Annotated in this window: 9 protein-coding genes and 3 rRNA genes; 4 read left to right on the top strand and 8 right to left on the bottom strand. The window is 67.3% G+C overall.

Translation table 11 applies throughout. The annotated features are described in order from the left end of the window. The first annotated feature begins 9 nt into the window (after window positions 1-9). Together B0675_RS08170 and B0675_RS08175 are read left to right on the top strand one after the other, a co-directional pair. Window positions 10-1,437, top strand: a complete 1,428-nt coding sequence (locus B0675_RS08170; protein ID WP_081218166.1) for an ATP-binding protein — start codon at window positions 10-12, stop codon at window positions 1,435-1,437. Between the two features lie 11 nt (window positions 1,438-1,448). Continuing rightward, complete coding sequence (locus tag B0675_RS08175) at window positions 1,449-3,152, top strand: type IV secretory system conjugative DNA transfer family protein (protein WP_081218167.1); 1,704 nt, start codon at window positions 1,449-1,451, stop codon at window positions 3,150-3,152. A 79-nt stretch (window positions 3,153-3,231) separates the two neighbouring features. Here B0675_RS08175 and B0675_RS08180 read toward each other — a convergent pair whose 3' ends face one another. Both B0675_RS08180 and B0675_RS08185 read right to left on the bottom strand, forming a co-directional pair. Next, window positions 3,232-5,790, bottom strand: coding sequence for an NACHT domain-containing protein (locus B0675_RS08180; protein WP_241539734.1), 2,559 nt, complete (start codon window positions 5,788-5,790; stop codon window positions 3,232-3,234). Window positions 5,791-5,919: 129 nt separating this feature from the next. After that, window positions 5,920-6,474 (bottom strand): GNAT family N-acetyltransferase, encoded by a 555-nt coding sequence (locus tag B0675_RS08185; protein ID WP_081221672.1) that lies wholly within the window; start codon window positions 6,472-6,474, stop codon window positions 5,920-5,922. 151 nt (window positions 6,475-6,625) lie between these two features. Between B0675_RS08185 and B0675_RS08190 the strand changes: the two genes are divergently transcribed. Beyond that, window positions 6,626-7,387 carry a CDP-alcohol phosphatidyltransferase family protein gene (locus B0675_RS08190; protein WP_081218169.1) on the top strand — a complete coding sequence of 254 codons (762 nt, stop codon included), beginning with the start codon at window positions 6,626-6,628 and terminating at the stop codon, window positions 7,385-7,387. Between the two features lie 153 nt (window positions 7,388-7,540). On the opposite strand, the gene rrf is transcribed toward B0675_RS08190, so the two are convergent. The 4 genes from rrf to B0675_RS08215 all read right to left on the bottom strand — a co-directional run bounded on the left by rrf (window position 7,541) and on the right by B0675_RS08215 (window position 13,907). Next, window positions 7,541-7,657, bottom strand: a 5S ribosomal RNA gene (rrf, locus tag B0675_RS08195). Window positions 7,658-7,743: 86 nt separating this feature from the next. Beyond that, window positions 7,744-10,867: ribosomal RNA gene (locus B0675_RS08200) — 23S ribosomal RNA — on the bottom strand. A 315-nt stretch (window positions 10,868-11,182) separates the two neighbouring features. Further along, window positions 11,183-12,708: ribosomal RNA gene (locus B0675_RS08205) — 16S ribosomal RNA — on the bottom strand. Together the 16S, 23S and 5S rRNA genes form the textbook arrangement of a ribosomal RNA operon. A gap of 650 nt (window positions 12,709-13,358) precedes the next feature. After that, window positions 13,359-13,907, bottom strand: a complete 549-nt coding sequence (locus tag B0675_RS08215) for a MarR family transcriptional regulator (protein ID WP_081218170.1) — start codon at window positions 13,905-13,907, stop codon at window positions 13,359-13,361. A gap of 183 nt (window positions 13,908-14,090) precedes the next feature. On the opposite strand from B0675_RS08215, the gene B0675_RS08220 reads away from it, so the two are divergent. Beyond that, window positions 14,091-15,365, top strand: coding sequence for an MFS transporter (locus B0675_RS08220; RefSeq protein WP_081218171.1), 1,275 nt, complete (start codon window positions 14,091-14,093; stop codon window positions 15,363-15,365). A gap of 88 nt (window positions 15,366-15,453) precedes the next feature. Here the strand turns inward: B0675_RS08220 and B0675_RS08225 are convergent, their stop codons facing one another. Both B0675_RS08225 and B0675_RS08230 read right to left on the bottom strand, forming a co-directional pair. After that, window positions 15,454-16,269: a methyltransferase domain-containing protein gene (locus tag B0675_RS08225; RefSeq protein WP_081218172.1), complete on the bottom strand. Its 816-nt coding sequence runs from the start codon at window positions 16,267-16,269 to the stop codon at window positions 15,454-15,456. A gap of 151 nt (window positions 16,270-16,420) precedes the next feature. Then, the gene (locus B0675_RS08230) at window positions 16,421-18,076 is read right to left on the bottom strand and encodes a SpoIIE family protein phosphatase (RefSeq protein WP_081218173.1); all 1,656 of its coding nucleotides are present in this window, start codon (window positions 18,074-18,076) and stop codon (window positions 16,421-16,423) included. Between the last annotated feature and the right edge of the window lie 51 nt (window positions 18,077-18,127).

An 18,127-nucleotide genomic window follows, 5' to 3' on the forward strand; every position in this document is an offset into this window, starting at 1 on the left:
GATGCACTGATGCGGGATCCGCTGTCCATCGCTACCGACGCCTTCACGTCCTTCCTCTTCGGAAAGGTCGAGACGACCCGGCTCCCCGTCCGCACCTCCACGGGACAGGCCCAGGCCGTCTACCTCCCCACCGCCGCACCCGGCCTCGGTGACTCGGGCGTCATCATCGGCCGCGAGGTGTACTCCGGGAAGGGCTACATCTACGACCCGTTCCAGCTGTACGGGCAGCAGCTCCCCGCCCCGCACTGGCTGGTCCTCGGTGAGTCCGGCAACGGCAAGTCGGCCCTGGAGAAGACCTACGTCCTGCGCCAGCTGCGCTTCCGTGACCGCCAGGTCGTCGTCCTCGACGCCCAGGGCGAGGACGGCGTCGGCGAGTGGAACCTCATCGCGGAGGAGCTGGGGATAACCCCCATCCGGCTCGACCCGACGGCCGCCCTCGACATGGGCATCCGGCTCAACCCGCTCGACCCCGCGATCACGACGACCGGGCAGCTCGCCCTGCTGCGCACCATCGTCGAGGTCGCCATGGGCCACGGCCTCGACGAACGCTCCGGCTTCGCCCTGAAGGTCGCGCACGCCTACGTCAACGAGACGGTCGTCGAGCGCCAGCCCGTCCTCACCGACATCGTGGAGATGCTGCGCCACCCCGAACCGGAGTCGGCCGAGGCGATGAACGTCGCCATAGACGACGTACGGGCCTGGGGTCTGGACGTCGCCCTCGTCCTCGACCGGCTCGTGGACGGTGACCTGCGGGGCATGTTCGACGGTCCGACGACGGTCGGCATCGACCTGGACGCTCCGCTGATCGTCTTCGACCTGTCGCACATCGACCGGAACTCCATCGCCATGCCGATCCTGATGGCGATCGTCGGCGTGTGGCTGGAGCACACCTGGATCCGGCCCGACCGCAAGAAGCGCATCTTCCTGGTGGAGGAGGCGTGGCACATCATCAACAGCCCCTTCGTGGCACAGCTCTTCCAGCGGCTGCTGAAGTTCGGCCGGCGCCTCGGCCTGTCCTTCGTGGCGGTCGTCCACCACCTCTCCGACGTCGTCGACGGAGCGGCGGCGAAGGAGGCCGCGGCGATCCTGAAGATGGCGTCGACCAGAACGATCTACGCCCAGAAGGCCGACGAGGCACGGGCGACGGGCCGGGTCCTCGGCCTGCCACGGTGGGCGGTCGAGATCATCCCGACGCTCACTCCGGGCATCGCGGTCTGGGACGTCAACGGCAACGTCCAGGTGGTCAAGCACCTCATCACCGAGACGGAGCGCCCCCTGGTCTTCACCGACCGGGCCATGACCGAGTCCTCGGCCGACCTCCTCCTCTCCGACGACGCGATGCGCGCCGCCGAACTGGAGGCGGAGGAACGGGCGGCGGCCTTCATGGAGCAGCACCTCAGCGACATCGACGACTCCTCCGAGTCCACGGTGGCGTGAGGCGGCCTGCGATGAGACCGGACGACCGGAACGGCCCCCGGCGCGAGGGGGAGGGCGGTATCCCCGATGGCCTGCTGATCGGGGTGCTCGGCTTCCTCCTCGGCATGACCCTGATGGTGTGGACGGCGACGGGCCTCGCGGGCCTGTTCGCCCGCGGTGCCTGGCCGGACGCGGTCACTTTTCCGCGGACGCCCCTGGCCATGCGGCATCTGATCGGCGCGCCGCACGACCTGCCGGGCGCCTGGCCCGACACCCCGGCCGCCCAGCTGTCCGGCTACGGACTCTTCTGGGGCCTGTTCATCGGCCAGTTGATGGTCCTGCTGGTCCTCACCGTGTTCGTGATGGGGACGGTGGCCCGGTGGCGTGCGGGCCGGGCCCGACGACGTGCCGAAGCGGTGGCGTCCGCCGGTGCGATCGGCCCGGTGGTGCCGTCGGCCAGGGCCGAGCAGCAGGCGTGGGCGGAGCAGCAGCCCCCGGCTACCGCGCAGTATCCCGGCCCCGCACAGCCGACATCCGCGACGCAGCCGCCGGTGACGGCTCCCACGGCCTCCCTGGCCGCCGAGGACGCCCGGACGGCGGATCTGTCCGGGCGACGAACGGGCACCGCCCAGACGGGCGTACAGACAGGCGCACAGGGGGCCGGGCGGACGCCTGCCCCCTCGGGCGCGGACGCGGGCGCGGGAGCCGCCACGGCGGCCACGATGTGGGCGGGCGGCCGGGAGGTGGCGCCCACCGACGGCACGGCACCCCTCACCACGACACCGGCCCAGCCGAAGCAGGCCTGGGAGAACACCCACGCGGTGGTCCTAGGCGCGGCCGAGGCCCGCCGCCCCACCGCCACCCAGGCCGTGCGCGACGCCGAGGGTCCCGCGCTCGTCGTCACCTCCGACCCGCGGATCTGGTCGGAGACCAAGGACGCCCGCGCCAAGCTGGGCCCCGTCCTCCTCTACGACCCCACCCACCTGTGCGACACCCCGGCGCGCCTGCACTGGTCCCCCGCGGCAGGCTGCCAGGACAGGGAGACGGCCGCCGCCCGCGCGAGCGCGCTCCTCGCCGCCGTACGCCCCACCGCCAAGGTCGACCAGACGATGGCCGACGTCGCCGAAACGCTCCTGCGCAGCTATCTGCACGCCGCGGCCGTCGAGGGCAAGCCCTTCCGGCACGTGCACCGGTGGGCCCAGGGCACCCAGGTCCAGGACGCCGTACGGGCCCTGCGGACGAACCCCAAGGCCGCGTCCGGCGCCGCCGGCGAACTGGAGGCCGCACTCACCTCGCACCCCGAACGCCGGGACATCGCGCAGGAGTTGACGGCACGAGCGCTGTCCTCGCTCGGCACGGTCAACATCCGGGAATCCTGCACCCCGAACCGAACTGACAGCCTCACCCTGGATTCCTTCGTGGACGAAGGGGGCACGCTCTATGTGGTCGGTGAACCGATCGAGGACCCCAAGGCGAACCCCGGCGCCATGCCGCTCCTGACGGCCCTCACCTCAAGCGTGGTCGAGCGTGGCCGGCGCATGGCCGAACGGTCATCCTCCGGTCGGCTCGACCCACCACTCACCCTCGTCCTGGACGACGTGGCGGCCGTGGCCCCGCTCCCCCAGCTCCCCGACCTCCTCACCACGGGCCCGGCCCGCGGCCTCCCGACCCTGGCCCTCCTCCGCTCGCGTGAACAACTCCGCTCGCGGTGGCCGTCGTACGAGCTGCCGGACTGATCGACCGAGGGCCACTCCGCGCCCCGTCCGTCGCCCGTCAGCCGTCAGCCGTCACCCGTCACCCGTCACCCGTCACCCGTCACCCGTCGAGCGTCAGCCGCACCGCCCGGATCCGGCCGCCGGCGCCGCGCACGGGATCGGTGTCCACGTCGACGGAGACCTCCCCCAGCGCGGCCCGTACGCCGGCCACCATGCCCTCGGGAAGCGTCAGTTCACGGACGCGGTGCTCGGCGAGGTAGGAGGCCAGAGCGGCCACGGACACACCGGCCCTCACGTCCATGCTCGCCGGCACCCGCCCGAGCCGCCGGAGGTGGCCGAGCTGCTCGTCGGTGCGGACGGTGTGGATGAGGCCCTCCGGATCCAGCCGCCCGATGACCTCGTCGGCGTACCGCGCGCTGTCGAAGCGGGACCAGGCCCACATGAGCTGGGCACGGACCCGGACGAAGGGGTGCCGGGTGAAGCGGGCGAGGAAGGCGACCGCCGCGTCCGAGGCGATGTGCGAGGCCGCGATGACCGTGCGGTACGCGGCCATGTCGTCGTCGAGTTCCCCGGGACCGGGCAACAGGTGCAGGATCAACGGCCCGACGTCGGCCAGCGCCCGCGCCTCCTCCTCGTTCCCGGGAGGCACGAGAGCCGCGGTCGCCCGCTCCACGGCCTCCCGCACGGACGGATCGAGCGACGTGGCGTGCTCCAGGCAGGCCGCCGCGAGCAGGTGGATCCGCGCCCGTACCCGCTGGTCCGGGGCATGTTCCCCCCGCGCCAACAGCTCCTGGAAGATCGCCTCGCGCTCCCGGGGGCGGGCGAGCGCGACGGCCATACGGATCACGTCCTCCCACTGGTCGTCGTCCGCGTGCTCGACCAGCAGCCCGAAGTCGCCCTCCTCGACGGCGGCCCGCGCACCGAGGAAGTCCTGGAAGGTCCGGTGGACGAAGTCCACGGTGCCGGGCGCGGGTTCGCGCACCAGACCGCTGCGCTGGACGAAGTGGTCGAGGACGGCCGGCGCCCCGCCCAGCACCCCGACCTCGGGGATCGCCGGCAGCACCCGGGCCACGATGGCCTCCGCCCGTGAACGGTCCATCTCCGTTCGGCCGTTCTTGACGAGCCAGTAGGCGAGGAGTTGCAGCACCGCCAGCTGCGGCTCCTCGCGGAGCGCGGGAAGCGCCATGTCCCGCTCCCGGTCGCGGCGGCCGAGCAGCATCGACAGAGCGGCCTCGTACAGGTCCTTGCGCCCGTGGGGCAGGGAGCCGCGCCGGTCATGATGGAGGGCACAGATCAGGCCGCACATCAGCGGGTTGGTGGCGAGCCGCCCGAGGTCCGCCTGCGTCCGCACGGCCGTACGGAGCTGTGCCGTGTACCGGTCCAGCTCGTCCCCGTCGTCCGAACCCGTGCGGGCCGCCGCGTGCCACCGCCCGATGAACGCCGCGACGTCCGCCGGCCCCATGGCGGAGAGCGTCACCTCGCGGAACCCGTCCTCGACCAGCCAGTCGTGACCCACGGCGGAGGGCCTGGACGTGACCAGCCAGCGGTTCTCCCCGTCGTACGTCTCCATCAGGTCCCGCAGCCATCCGCGGGTCCGTTCCCGCTCGGGCTCGGGGACCTCGTCGATCCCGTCGACGAGGATCAGAGCGCGTCCGGCGAGGAGCACCCGGTCCTCCCATCCGTCCGGCTGCGCGCCGGCCAACGGGCAGCCGGTCGCGGCGAGCAGGTCGCGGGGGCCGGGCAGCCGCAGGCCGTGGCGCGTGAGGGTGCGGAGCGGGAGAACGAAGGGCACCCGGTCGTCGAGGTGGCTCAGCCGCCCGGTCGACCCGCCACGAGCGGCGGTGACGGCCAGCCACTGCACGAGCGTGCTCTTCCCGGAACCGGCCTCACCGCGCAGCAGCACCCGACGGTCGGAGTCGAGGACCTGGTCGGCGGGTCCGGTCCCGTCGGCGAGTGCCCGCTGATAGGCCTGCCCGGTCTCCCCCCTGAGCTCCGGACTCGGCACCCGACGGGTCGTCTCCAGGTTCAGGTACGCCACATCCAGCGGCCACCGTGTGGGCGAGCTGCTCAGGTCGATCCCGTGGATGGTGAGCTTCCCGTGCTTCTTGCGCAGATGCTCCAGATACCGCTGCTCGAACGCGGCGTCCTCACCGCCCGGAAGGGGGCTGCGCCGGACCAACTCGTCCACCTTGGCGATGAGTTCGTCTAGGCCCCGGGCCTGCTCCACCAGAGCGTGCGCGACGAACGTCGACCGCTGCGTGAAGAACTGCAGGATGTGCAGACAGGCGGTGTCGACCAGCCGCTCGTAGAAGTACGTCGCCGCGGAACTCAGACGGCGCTCGGGACGGTCACCGGCCCGCCGCAGCTCCCGCGCGAACTCCTGGTGCCCCAGCCGTACGGCGTCGAGGTCGGTGAGGGTGAGATCACCGAGTGCGTGGAGCGTGGCGCCGAGCGCGTCGACGACGGCCTGTTCCTCGTCGTCCGCGATGGCCCGTTCGCCGCTCCGCAGCCCTTGCCGGACCAGCTTCGCCGCGAGATCACGGACGTCCGCCTCGGTGAGAGAGCGCTTCTCCCCGGTGAAGGAGACGTACCCGGAGATGCGGATCGGACGGTCGACGAGCCCGGCGCCGGGTCCTTCGGTGACGAACAGCCTCTTCACGAGGGGACCCACGGCGGCCGAGGCCAACCTCGTTCCGACAGCGGCGAGTTCCACGTGTGCTCCCCCGGGACGGCTGCGATCCTCCCCGGGGATCCTAGGCCGCCGCACCGGATGCCGGAGGGCGCTCCGTCACTCGCTCCGGGTGATCACGAACTCCAGCTCCAGCTCCCCGGTGTCCCCGGGCATCGGCACGGTGTTCCCGGTGCGACGGAAACCGGCCTTCCGGTAGAACGCCTCCGCCCGGCTGTTCTTCTCGTGGACGAAGAGCCGTACACGCTCCAGTCCGATCCCCCAGGACCACACGAGAGCGGCGTCGAAGAGCGCCCGGGTGACCCCGGCCGCGCTCCCCCGGTGCTCGGGCCGTACGAAGACCCCCACCAGATGCCCCTGGCTCTGCTCGGTGACCTGCCCGAACGGGTCGACCGACCCGGCCTCCTCGACCAGCACGGTCACGGACCCGTCCCACGCTCCGTCCTCGCCGACCGCGACGAACTGCTGCCGCTGTTCGACGCCCACGGCGGCGCCGGCCGCCCGCTCCTTCCAGAAGCCGTCGGCCTTGGCGGCCGCGTCCTCGTAGGTCTCCAGGAACGCGAGATGAGCGACGGGGTCCCGGAGCGCTGCGAGCCTGAGCTCCTTCACCTGACGCCACTCGTCGGGCCATATGGAACGGATCACGTGGGTCATGAGGGCCACGGTAGTACGGCGCCGCACCATCGCTCACCCGGATATCCACCCTGCCGAACGCGCCCTGCCCACCCCCCGTCATGCTCTTCCCTTGTACGACAGCTCCAGCCAACAACCGCTACAGCACCGGCTCGTCAGGGAGAAACACCGCATGGCCAAGGTCCAACTCGAGGAACTCCGCACCGTCATTCATCCCGAGGGCAAGCTGGACAGCAGGGCCGAACACTGGGCCGGCCGCCTCTACATGAGGTCCCTGTCCCTCCGGGTGACCCTCCGGCTCGTCGACGCCCGCATCTCGCCGAACCAGATCACCGTGATCATGGTGGCCGCGGGTGTCCTCTCCGGAGTCGCCCTCATCCTGCCGGGCCTCGGCGGCGCGGTCCTCTCCGTCCTGTTCATGCAGCTGTACCTGCTGCTCGACTGCGTGGACGGTGAAGTGGCCCGCTGGCGGCGCCAGTTCAGCCCGCTCGGCGTCTACCTGGACCGCCTCGGCGCCTACCTCGCCGACGCCGCCGTCATGGTCGGCATGGGCATCCGGGCCGCCCAGCTCGGTCTGGACCCCTACCTGGTCGCGGGGCTCGCGGCGGCCATCGGCGTCCTGCTGCTGAAGTCGTCCTCGGACCTCGTGCACGTGGCACGCTCCGACAGTGGCATGCAGAAGGCGACCGATCAGTCCGTCGTCCCGCGCTCCAGCGGTCTCGCCAACGTCCGCAGGCTCGCCTCGGCCGTCGGCCTCCACCGCCTGGTCAACGGCATCGAGTGCACTCTTCTGCTGCTCGTCACCGCGGTCGTCGACCTGGCTCTCGGCGACCTGACCGCCACCCGCGTCGCCACGATCGCCGTGACGGCGATCGTCTGGCTCCTGGTGCCGGCCCACATCGTCTCGATCGTCGCGTCGTCCCGCCTGAAGTAGCGGAAAGCAGAAAGGGGGGCGGTCTCCATACGGAGACCGCCCCCCTTTCCTTCTTCTTTCCCAATTCTCCAACGCCCGGCCGTACGGAAAAGGCCGTGGAACGCAGAAAACCCCCGTACCGGTATCCCCGGCACGGGGGTTTTCTCAACAATAGTTCGGCGGCGTCCTACTCTCCCACAGGGTCCCCCCTGCAGTACCATCGGCGCTGTGAGGCTTAGCTTCCGGGTTCGGAATGTAACCGGGCGTTTCCCTCACGCTATGACCACCGAAACACTATGAAACTGTCAACCGGAGCCGTGGCATAGCTACGACGGTTGTTCGTGGTTTCAGAACCAACACAGTGGACGCGAGCAACTGAGGACAAGCCCTCGGCCTATTAGTACCAGTCACCTCCAGCGGTTACCCGCCTTCCAGATCTGGCCTATCAACCCAGTCGTCTACTGGGAGCCTTAACCCCTCAAGGGGGTGGGAATACTCATCTCGAAGCAGGCTTCCCGCTTAGATGCTTTCAGCGGTTATCCCTCCCGAACGTAGCCAACCAGCCATGCCCTTGGCAGGACAACTGGCACACCAGAGGTTCGTCCGTCCCGGTCCTCTCGTACTAGGGACAGCCCTTCTCAATATTCCTACGCGCACAGCGGATAGGGACCGAACTGTCTCACGACGTTCTAAACCCAGCTCGCGTACCGCTTTAATGGGCGAACAGCCCAACCCTTGGGACCGACTCCAGCCCCAGGATGCGACGAGCCGACATCGAGGTGCCAAACCATCCCGTCGATATGGACTCTTGGGGAAGATCAGCCTGTTATCCCCGGGGTACCTTTTATCCGTTGAGCGACGGCGCTTCCACAAGCCACCGCCGGATCACTAGTCCCGACTTTCGTCCCTGCTCGACCCGTCGGTCTCACAGTCAAGCTCCCTTGTGCACTTACACTCAACACCTGATTACCAACCAGGCTGAGGGAACCTTTGGGCGCCTCCGTTACTCTTTAGGAGGCAACCGCCCCAGTTAAACTACCCATCAGACACTGTCCCTGATCCGGATCACGGACCCAGGTTAGACATCCAGCACGACCAGACTGGTATTTCAACGACGACTCCACCATGGCTGGCGCCATGACTTCAAAGTCTCCCAGCTATCCTACACAAGCCGAACCGAACACCAATATCAAACTGTAGTAAAGGTCCCGGGGTCTTTCCGTCCTGCTGCGCGAAACGAGCATCTTTACTCGTAGTGCAATTTCACCGGGCCTATGGTTGAGACAGTCGAGAAGTCGTTACGCCATTCGTGCAGGTCGGAACTTACCCGACAAGGAATTTCGCTACCTTAGGATGGTTATAGTTACCACCGCCGTTTACTGGCGCTTAAGTTCTCAGCTTCGCCACCCCGAAGAGTGACTAACCGGTCCCCTTAACGTTCCAGCACCGGGCAGGCGTCAGTCCGTATACATCGCCTTACGGCTTCGCACGGACCTGTGTTTTTAGTAAACAGTCGCTTCTCGCTGGTCTCTGCGGCCACCCCCAGCTCACCGAGTAAATCGGATCACCAGTGATGGCCCCCCTTCTCCCGAAGTTACGGGGGCATTTTGCCGAGTTCCTTAACCATAGTTCACCCGAACGCCTCGGTATTCTCTACCTGACCACCTGAGTCGGTTTAGGGTACGGGCCGCCATGAAACTCGCTAGAGGCTTTTCTCGACAGCATAGGATCATCCACTTCACCACAATCGGCTCGGCATCAGGTCTCAGCCTTAATGTGTGACGGATTTACCTATCACACGGCCTACACCCTTACCCCGGGACAACCACCGCCCGGGATGGACTACCTTCCTGCGTCACCCCATCACTCACCTACTACCACCTTGGGCCGGCGGCTCCACCACTCCCCTCAACTCCGAAGAGATCAGGGCGGCTTCACGGCCTTAGCATTAATGGGCTCGATGTTTGACGCTTCACAGCGGGTACCGGAATATCAACCGGTTATCCATCGACTACGCCTGTCGGCCTCGCCTTAGGTCCCGACTTACCCTGGGCAGATCAGCTTGACCCAGGAACCCTTAGTCAATCGGCGCACACGTTTCTCACGTGTGTATCGCTACTCATGCCTGCATTCTCACTCGTGAACCGTCCACCACTGCCTTCCGGCGCGGCTTCACCCGGCACACGACGCTCCCCTACCCATCACAGCAGGCGTTGGCCCTATTGCTGCAATGACACGACTTCGGCGGTACGCTTGAGCCCCGCTACATTGTCGGCGCGGAATCACTAGACCAGTGAGCTATTACGCACTCTTTCAAGGGTGGCTGCTTCTAAGCCAACCTCCTGGTTGTCTGTGCGACTCCACATCCTTTCCCACTTAGCGTACGCTTAGGGGCCTTAGTCGATGCTCTGGGCTGTTTCCCTCTCGACCATGGAGCTTATCCCCCACAGTCTCACTGCCGCGCTCTCACTTACCGGCATTCGGAGTTTGGCTAAGGTCAGTAACCCGGTAGGGCCCATCGCCTATCCAGTGCTCTACCTCCGGCAAGAAACACACGACGCTGCACCTAAATGCATTTCGGGGAGAACCAGCTATCACGGAGTTTGATTGGCCTTTCACCCCTAACCACAGGTCATCCCCCAGGTTTTCAACCCTGGTGGGTTCGGTCCTCCACGACCTCTTACAGCCGCTTCAACCTGCCCATGGCTAGATCACTCCGCTTCGGGTCTTGAGCGCGCTACTGAATCGCCCTATTCGGACTCGCTTTCGCTACGGCTTCCCCACACGGGTTAACCTCGCAACGCACCGCAAACTCGCAGGCTCATTCTTCAAAAGGCACGCAGTCACGACGCACCGAGTAAACTCGATGCGCGACGCTCCCACGGCTTGTAGGCACACGGTTTCAGGTACTATTTCACTCCGCTCCCGCGGTACTTTTCACCATTCCCTCACGGTACTATCCGCTATCGGTCACCAGGGAATATTTAGGCTTAGCGGGTGGTCCCGCCAGATTCACACGGGATTTCTCGGGCCCCGTGCTACTTGGGTGTCTCTCAAACGAGCCGTTGATGTTTCGACTACGGGGGTCTTACCCTCTACGCCGGACCTTTCGCATGTCCTTCGCCTACATCAACGGTTTCTGACTCGCCTCACAGCCGGCAGACTGTGAAAGAGAGATCCCACAACCCCCTGCATGCAACCCCTGCCGGGTCTCACACATACAAGGTTTGGCCTCATCCGGTTTCGCTCGCCACTACTCCCGGAATCACGGTTGTTTTCTCTTCCTGCGGGTACTGAGATGTTTCACTTCCCCGCGTTCCCTCCACACTGCCTATGTGTTCAGCAGTGGGTGACAGCCCATGACGACTGCCGGGTTTCCCCATTCGGAAACCCCCGGATCAAAGCCTGGTTGACGGCTCCCCGGGGACTATCGTGGCCTCCCACGTCCTTCATCGGTTCCTGGTGCCAAGGCATCCACCGTGCGCCCTTAAAAACTTGGCCACAGATGCTCGCGTCCACTGTGCAGTTCTCAAACAACGACCAACCACCCATCACCCCCGGTTACCACCGGAGTTCACTGGGGCCGGCACTGAAGGCAGCCAACCATCGGCCGTACCTTCAGACACCCAACAGCGTGCCCGACACCCTCACCACTCGTGATCAGCTTTCCACGCTCCGAAGAACAGTACTTGCAGCCCGAGATGACTTGAGTGCCGAATAATCAACGTTCCACCCATGAGCAACCAGCATCGAACATTCGCCGATGTACTGGCCTCTGACCTCACCCCGAAGGACTCGGTAAGAAGTGCTCCTTAGAAAGGAGGTGATCCAGCCGCACCTTCCGGTACGGCTACCTTGTTACGACTTCGTCCCAATCGCCAGTCCCACCTTCGACAGCTCCCTCCCACAAGGGGTTGGGCCACCGGCTTCGGGTGTTACCGACTTTCGTGACGTGACGGGCGGTGTGTACAAGGCCCGGGAACGTATTCACCGCAGCAATGCTGATCTGCGATTACTAGCAACTCCGACTTCATGGGGTCGAGTTGCAGACCCCAATCCGAACTGAGACAGGCTTTTTGAGATTCGCTCCGCCTCACGGCTTCGCAGCTCTTTGTACCTGCCATTGTAGCACGTGTGCAGCCCAAGACATAAGGGGCATGATGACTTGACGTCGTCCCCACCTTCCTCCGAGTTGACCCCGGCAGTCTCCTGTGAGTCCCCATCACCCCGAAGGGCATGCTGGCAACACAGAACAAGGGTTGCGCTCGTTGCGGGACTTAACCCAACATCTCACGACACGAGCTGACGACAGCCATGCACCACCTGTACACCGACCACAAGGGGGGCACTATCTCTAATGCTTTCCGGTGTATGTCAAGCCTTGGTAAGGTTCTTCGCGTTGCGTCGAATTAAGCCACATGCTCCGCTGCTTGTGCGGGCCCCCGTCAATTCCTTTGAGTTTTAGCCTTGCGGCCGTACTCCCCAGGCGGGGAACTTAATGCGTTAGCTGCGGCACCGACGACGTGGAATGTCGCCAACACCTAGTTCCCACCGTTTACGGCGTGGACTACCAGGGTATCTAATCCTGTTCGCTCCCCACGCTTTCGCTCCTCAGCGTCAGTAATGGCCCAGAGATCCGCCTTCGCCACCGGTGTTCCTCCTGATATCTGCGCATTTCACCGCTACACCAGGAATTCCGATCTCCCCTACCACACTCTAGCCTGCCCGTATCGACTGCAGACCCGGGGTTAAGCCCCGGGCTTTCACAACCGACGTGACAAGCCGCCTACGAGCTCTTTACGCCCAATAATTCCGGACAACGCTTGCGCCCTACGTATTACCGCGGCTGCTGGCACGTAGTTAGCCGGCGCTTCTTCTGCAGGTACCGTCACTTTCGCTTCTTCCCTGCTGAAAGAGGTTTACAACCCGAAGGCCGTCATCCCTCACGCGGCGTCGCTGCATCAGGCTTTCGCCCATTGTGCAATATTCCCCACTGCTGCCTCCCGTAGGAGTCTGGGCCGTGTCTCAGTCCCAGTGTGGCCGGTCGCCCTCTCAGGCCGGCTACCCGTCGTCGCCTTGGTGAGCCACTACCTCACCAACAAGCTGATAGGCCGCGGGCTCATCCTTCACCGCCGGAGCTTTTAACCCCCACCCATGCAGGCAGGAGTGTTATCCGGTATTAGACCCCGTTTCCAGGGCTTGTCCCAGAGTGAAGGGCAGATTGCCCACGTGTTACTCACCCGTTCGCCACTAATCCACCCCGAAGGGCTTCATCGTTCGACTTGCATGTGTTAAGCACGCCGCCAGCGTTCGTCCTGAGCCAGGATCAAACTCTCCGTGAATGTTTTCCCGTAATCGGGACGACACCACGAGAGCGGAACAACCGGTCGGAATAGGACCGGTCGTTCACAGCGTCCTCGCTGTGCGCCTACCCCGAGGGGCAGGACTTTTTCAAAGGAACCTCGTCCCGGCCGATCGGCCGGAGACGGGGTATCAACATATCTGGCGTTGATTTTTGGCACGCTGTTGAGTTCTCAAGGAACGGACGCTTCCTTTGTACTCACCCTCTCGGGCTTTCCTCCGGGCGCTTCCCTTCGGTCTTGCGTTTCCGACTCTATCAGACCGTTTCCGTATCCGATTTCCTCGGCGCTTTCCAGGTTCTCGCTTTCGCGTTTCCCTTTCCGGCGAGTCCGACTCTATCAGATCCTTTCGGGCCTGACCCCCAGTCAGCGGGGCTTGTCCTCGCGGCTGTTGGGCCGTTCCGACGTCCCAAACTTTAGCGGATCCTCCCGGCAGTTCCTAATCGGGCTGCCAGGCCCACATCGAATTCAATTCGGGCATGCCGAATTCAATCCCGGTGGGAGATCGTACTGAAGGTTTGGGTGCCGCATCCGCGGCGGATGTGCTGTCGCAGAACCGTTCCGGCCCCGTGGCAACTCGAAGAACCTTACGGATCCGGGGAGGCAGTGTCAACCCTCCTCTGTCAAGATCTTTAATCCAGGTCGCTGAGCCGGCCGCCGGCGTCCGGCTGGGCGTCCTCCACCCTGCGCAGGAGACGGGTCAGCACCTCTCCCAGGACACCGCGCTCCTTGGTGGAGAGGTCCTGGAGCAGGTCCTCCTCGAAGACCGTGGCCATCCGCATCGCCTCCAGCCACTTCTCCCGGCCCTCGTCCGTCAGCTCGACGATGACGCGGACGCGGTTCGACTCGTCCCGCTCCCGGGTGACCAGGCCCTCGCCGACCATGCGGTCGATGCGGTGGGTCATGGCGGCGGGGGTCAGACCGAGCCGCTTGGCCAGCTCGCTCGGGCCCAGGCGGTACGGGGCGCCGGCGAGCACGAGGGCCTTGAGGACCTCCCACTCGGCGTTGCTGATGCCGAGTGCGGCCGTCTGGCGCCCGTAGGCGACGTTCATCCGCCGGTTCAGGCGGGACAGCGCCGAGACGATCTCCTCGACCTGGGGGTCCAGGTCCTGGAACTCGCGCTGATACGCGGCGATCTGTTCTTCGAGTGTCGGCTCGCTGACGCCGGGGGTGTCGCCCATGGCCCGAGTATGGCACGGCACCGCTTGGCGTCGAAGTCCTTCGAGGTGTACAGTTCAACATCGAACTTTAGCTTCGAAGTCTTCAGGCCTGCATCCATGCGGGGGAACGCGTCTCCTGGACCTCCCGTACGGACGTGGGCCGCGACGGCTTCTCGATCAAGGCAGGTGAAAGTGACCAGGGCGATGGGCGCAGCGATGCGCCGGATCCACGTGGGCAACGCACTCAGCGCGTTCGGGCTCGGCTTTACCGTCCCCTTCCTCTACGTCTATGTGGCGCAGGTGCGGGGACTCGGCTCCATGACGGCGGGCATCGTGCTCGCCGTCTTCGCCGTGGCCGCTCTCGTCGTGCTGCCGTTCGCCGGGCGGGCGATCGTCCGGCGCGGCCCGCTGCCGGTCCTTCTCGTCGCCCTGGTGACGGCTGCTCTCGGGGCGCTGAGCCTCGGGCTTGCGAGCAGCGCGACGACCGTACTGCTGTCGGCTGCGGCGCTCGGTGCCGGTCAGGCCGTGATGCAGCCGGCGCTGGCGACGATGATCGTGGACTGCTCGACGGCGGACACGCGGTCACGGGCGTTCGCGATGCAGTTCTTCCTGCAGAACCTCGGTCTTGGGGTCGGCGGTCTGATCGGCGGCCACATCGTCGACACCAGCCGTGCGAGTTCGTTCACGCTGCTGTTCGCGATCGAGGCGGCGATGTTCCTGCTGCTGGCGGCGATCGTGGCGACGGTGCGGATGCCGCACGCGCCGCGGATCGGCGAGGGTGCGCCGCAGGGCAAGGGCGGCAGCTGGAAGCAGTTGCTCGGCAACCGGGCCATGGTGCAGCTGTCCGTGCTGGGCTTCGTGCTGTTCTTCGCCTGCTACGGCCAGTTCGAGTCGGGGCTCTCGGCCTACGGTGTCGAGGCGGCCGGGATCTCCACGTCCGCGCTCGGTACGGCGATGGCGGCGAACACGGCGATGATCGTGGTCGCGCAGTTCGCGGTGCTGAAGTTCGTGGAGCGTCGTCAGCGGTCCCGTGTGATCGCCACGGTCGGACTGATCTGGGCGGTCGCCTGGCTGGCGGCCGGTTACGCGGGGCTCGGGCACGGCAGCCAGACGATGGCCACGGCCGCCTTCGTCTCGACGTACGCGCTCTTCGGGCTCGGTGAGGCGATGCTGTCGCCGACCGTCGCGCCGCTGGTCGCCGATCTGGCGCCGACGGGCATGGCCGGTCAGTACAACTCGGCGTTCGCCCTGGTGAAGCAGCTCGCGCTGGCGGTGGGTCCGGCGGTGGGCGGTCCGATGGGGGCGTCGCTGCACGGTCCGTACGTCGCGGTGTTCCTGCTGTTCTCGCTCGGCATCACGGTGCTCGCCGTGCGGCTCGGGCGGCAGCTCACGCCGGTGCAGAACCAGCCGTGGCTCGCGCGGAGCCGGGTGGTCGCGCAGGGCGGGGCTCCGGCCGAGCCGGTGCCCGCGAGCGCCTGACCGCCGGGCTGCGGGACGGGCGCGGACCACGACGGCCGCCATCACGAAGGGACGTGATGGCGGCCGTTTCGTGTGTGCCGGAGGGGTGTCAGCGGATGCCCGTCAGCAGGTTGGCGGTGAAGGGGAGGGTGGCGGTGCCGTCGGGGGCGGTGTGCCCGGCGAGTTTGGTGTGGACCGCCCGCCCCGCGCGCAGGAGCGCGTCCTCGCCCGCCGTGTCGACGATCGCCTGCCCCCAGGATGTGGACGAGAGCTGGCCGGGGGCGTACGCGTCGAGGGGCGGGAAGGGGATGCCGAAGGTGATCCGGTGGACGGCGACGTCGTGGAAGCCGGCGCCTCGCAGGGCGGCGGAGAGCCGTTCGGAGGTGCCGGAGAACGCGCCCTCGTAGTCCTCCGCGAGTTCCTTGCCGCCGTGTTCCTCGACCGCTTCGTACTGGGCGGTGAAGTAGGGGCTGAATTCTCGGGCGGCCCACGCGGTGGCGGCGAGACGGCCGCCGGGGCGCGTCACGCGGGCCGCCTCCGCGAAGGCCGCGTCCAGGTCGGGAAAGAACTGGACGCCCTGCTGGCATACGACCGCGTCGAAGGCCGCGTCCTCGTAGGGGAGCCGTTCGGCGGGGGCGACGGTGAACTCGATGTCCGGATACATGCGGGGCGCGTGCTCCGCGGCCACGCGGAGCATGCCCGTGTTGATGTCCGCCCCCGAGACCCGGCCGGCGGGGCCCACCCGGGCGGCCGCCGCGCGGGCCGCGAAGCCGGTACCGCAGGCCAGGTCGAGCACCGTGGCTCCGGGGTAGAGGTCGACCGCGTCCAGGATCGCTTCCACGAAGGGCGCCATGAACGGTGCCGCGTACCGCTCGTAGCGCTCGGGGGCGCTTCCTTTGAGCTGAAAGCCCGATTCATCTGCCATGGGGAGCTCTTAGCACCGGGTGCCGCGCTCGGCCAGGGGACGCACGGATGTTTCCCGGTGGGCCGCCCGTGGGTGTCAGGGAGGACGCAGGGTGCCGGTCCGACCGGCGGTATCGGTTTCCAGCGGGTGGTCCCGGTTCCGGGCGCGCGCTTCAGCTGCCGGCGCGGGGGAGGGCGAACTCGCACCAGACCGCCTTGCCGCCGCCCGGTGTGCGACGGGAGCCCCAGTTGGAGGCGATCGTGGCGACGATGGCGATGCCGCGGCCCGCCTCGTCGGCGGGTTCGGCGCGGCGGCGGCGCGGCAGGTGGTCGTCGCCGTCGGTCACCTCGATGATCAGGCGGCGGTCGGTACGGCGCAGCCGCAGGCGCATGGGCGGGGTGCCGTGCTGGAGTGAGTTGGCGACGAGTTCGCTGGCGGCCAGCACACCGAGGTCGTGCAGCTCGGCCGGGAAGCGCCAGCTGGTGAGCACGCCGGAGGCGAAGGCACGCGCGCGTGGGGTGGCTTCGACTCCGCCGAGCAGTTCCAGGGCCGCGTTGCGGAAGAGTTCGCCGTCGGGGCCGGTGCGGGACGGGTGCTGGAGGACGAGGACGGCGACGTCGTCGTCGTGCTCGGCGGTGACGCCGGCCGCGCGGACCAGTCGGTCGCAGACCACCTGGGGAGTTCCGGTGGCGCCGACCAGGGCGCGTTCCAGGGACGCGATGCCCTCGTCGAGGTCTTCGTCCCGGCGCTCGACCAGGCCGTCCGTATAGAGGACCGCCGTGGAGCCGGGGCCGAGGGGGACCGAGCCGGAGGCGTGCAGCCAGCCGCCGGTGCCGAGCGGCGGCCCGGTCGGTTCGTCGCCGCGGTGTGTGGTGCCGTCCTCGTTGCGGACCAGGATGGGCAGGTGCCCTGCGGAGGCGTAGACCAGCCGGCCCTCGCTCGGGTCGTGGATCGCGTACACGCACGTGGCGATCTGGTTCGCGTCGATCTCGGTGGCGAGGCCGTCGAGGAGCTGGAGGACCTCGTGGGGCGGCAGGTCGAGGCGGGCGTAGGCGCGGACCGCCGTGCGGAGCTGGCCCATGACCGCGGCGGCGCGGACCCCGCGGCCCATGACGTCGCCGATGACGAGCGCGGTACGGCCGCCTCCGAGGGTGATGACGTCGTACCAGTCCCCGCCGACCGCGGCCTCGGTGCCGCCGGGCAGGTAGGTGGCGGCGATGCGCAGGTCGTCGGGCTCCTCCAGCTCCTGCGGGAGCAGGGAGCGCTGGAGGGTGACGGCGGTCTCGCGCTGCTGCCGCTCGCTGGCGCGGAGCCGCTCGGCGGCCTCGGCGTGGTCGGTGACGTCGGTCGCGAAGATCAGGACACCGCCGCCGTGTCCGTCCGCGGAGCCTTCGACGGGGGTGCAGGTGAACGTGTACGACCGGCCGGTCGACACCTTGCGGGACTTGACCGTCCGGGGCTTGGCGCTGCGCAGGACCTGGTCGAGGAGGGGGAGCAGGCCCAGCTCGTCCAGTTCGGGCAGTGCCTCGCGGGCGGGCGCGGCGACGGGCCGGGCGCCGAAGGCCGCGGTGTACGCGTCGTTGACGTAGGCGACACGGTGGTCGGGGCCGTGCACGAGGGCGACGAGCGCGGGGACGCGGTCGAGGACCTCGCGCACGGGGAGTTCGTCGACGGCGAGTCCGGGTGGTGCCTCGTCGGTGAGCTGCTCGGCCCGGGCCGCGGGCACGGCGCCTTCCCCGCGCCGGTCCGGGACGGCCGTGTGCTCGGTCCGCGCTGCGGCGCGGCGCTGCGTTCCGGGGAGCCGGGCGCTCCAGCGCGTGAAGTTCACAGTGGGGAAAGCCTCGTGTTAGAAGGGCGAGCAGTGCACCCGCCCAAAGTC

The organism is Streptomyces sp. M41(2017), assembly GCF_002078175.1.
Taxonomy (GTDB): Bacteria; Actinomycetota; Actinomycetes; order Streptomycetales; family Streptomycetaceae; genus Streptomyces.

What these genes read in the sequence shown, in the direction of transcription:
- B0675_RS08170 (WP_081218166.1), top strand. Translation starts at nt 10, where the DNA reads ATGCGGGATCCGCTGTCCATCGCTACCGACGCCTTCACGTCCTTCCTC.
- B0675_RS08175 (WP_081218167.1), top strand. Translation starts at nt 1,449, where the DNA reads ATGAGACCGGACGACCGGAACGGCCCCCGGCGCGAGGGGGAGGGCGGT.
- B0675_RS08185 (WP_081221672.1), bottom strand. Translation starts at nt 6,474, where the DNA reads ATGACCCACGTGATCCGTTCCATATGGCCCGACGAGTGGCGTCAGGTG.
- B0675_RS08190 (WP_081218169.1), top strand. Translation starts at nt 6,626, where the DNA reads ATGGCCAAGGTCCAACTCGAGGAACTCCGCACCGTCATTCATCCCGAG.
- B0675_RS08215 (WP_081218170.1), bottom strand. Translation starts at nt 13,907, where the DNA reads ATGGGCGACACCCCCGGCGTCAGCGAGCCGACACTCGAAGAACAGATC.
- B0675_RS08220 (WP_081218171.1), top strand. Translation starts at nt 14,091, where the DNA reads ATGGGCGCAGCGATGCGCCGGATCCACGTGGGCAACGCACTCAGCGCG.
- B0675_RS08225 (WP_081218172.1), bottom strand. Translation starts at nt 16,269, where the DNA reads ATGGCAGATGAATCGGGCTTTCAGCTCAAAGGAAGCGCCCCCGAGCGC.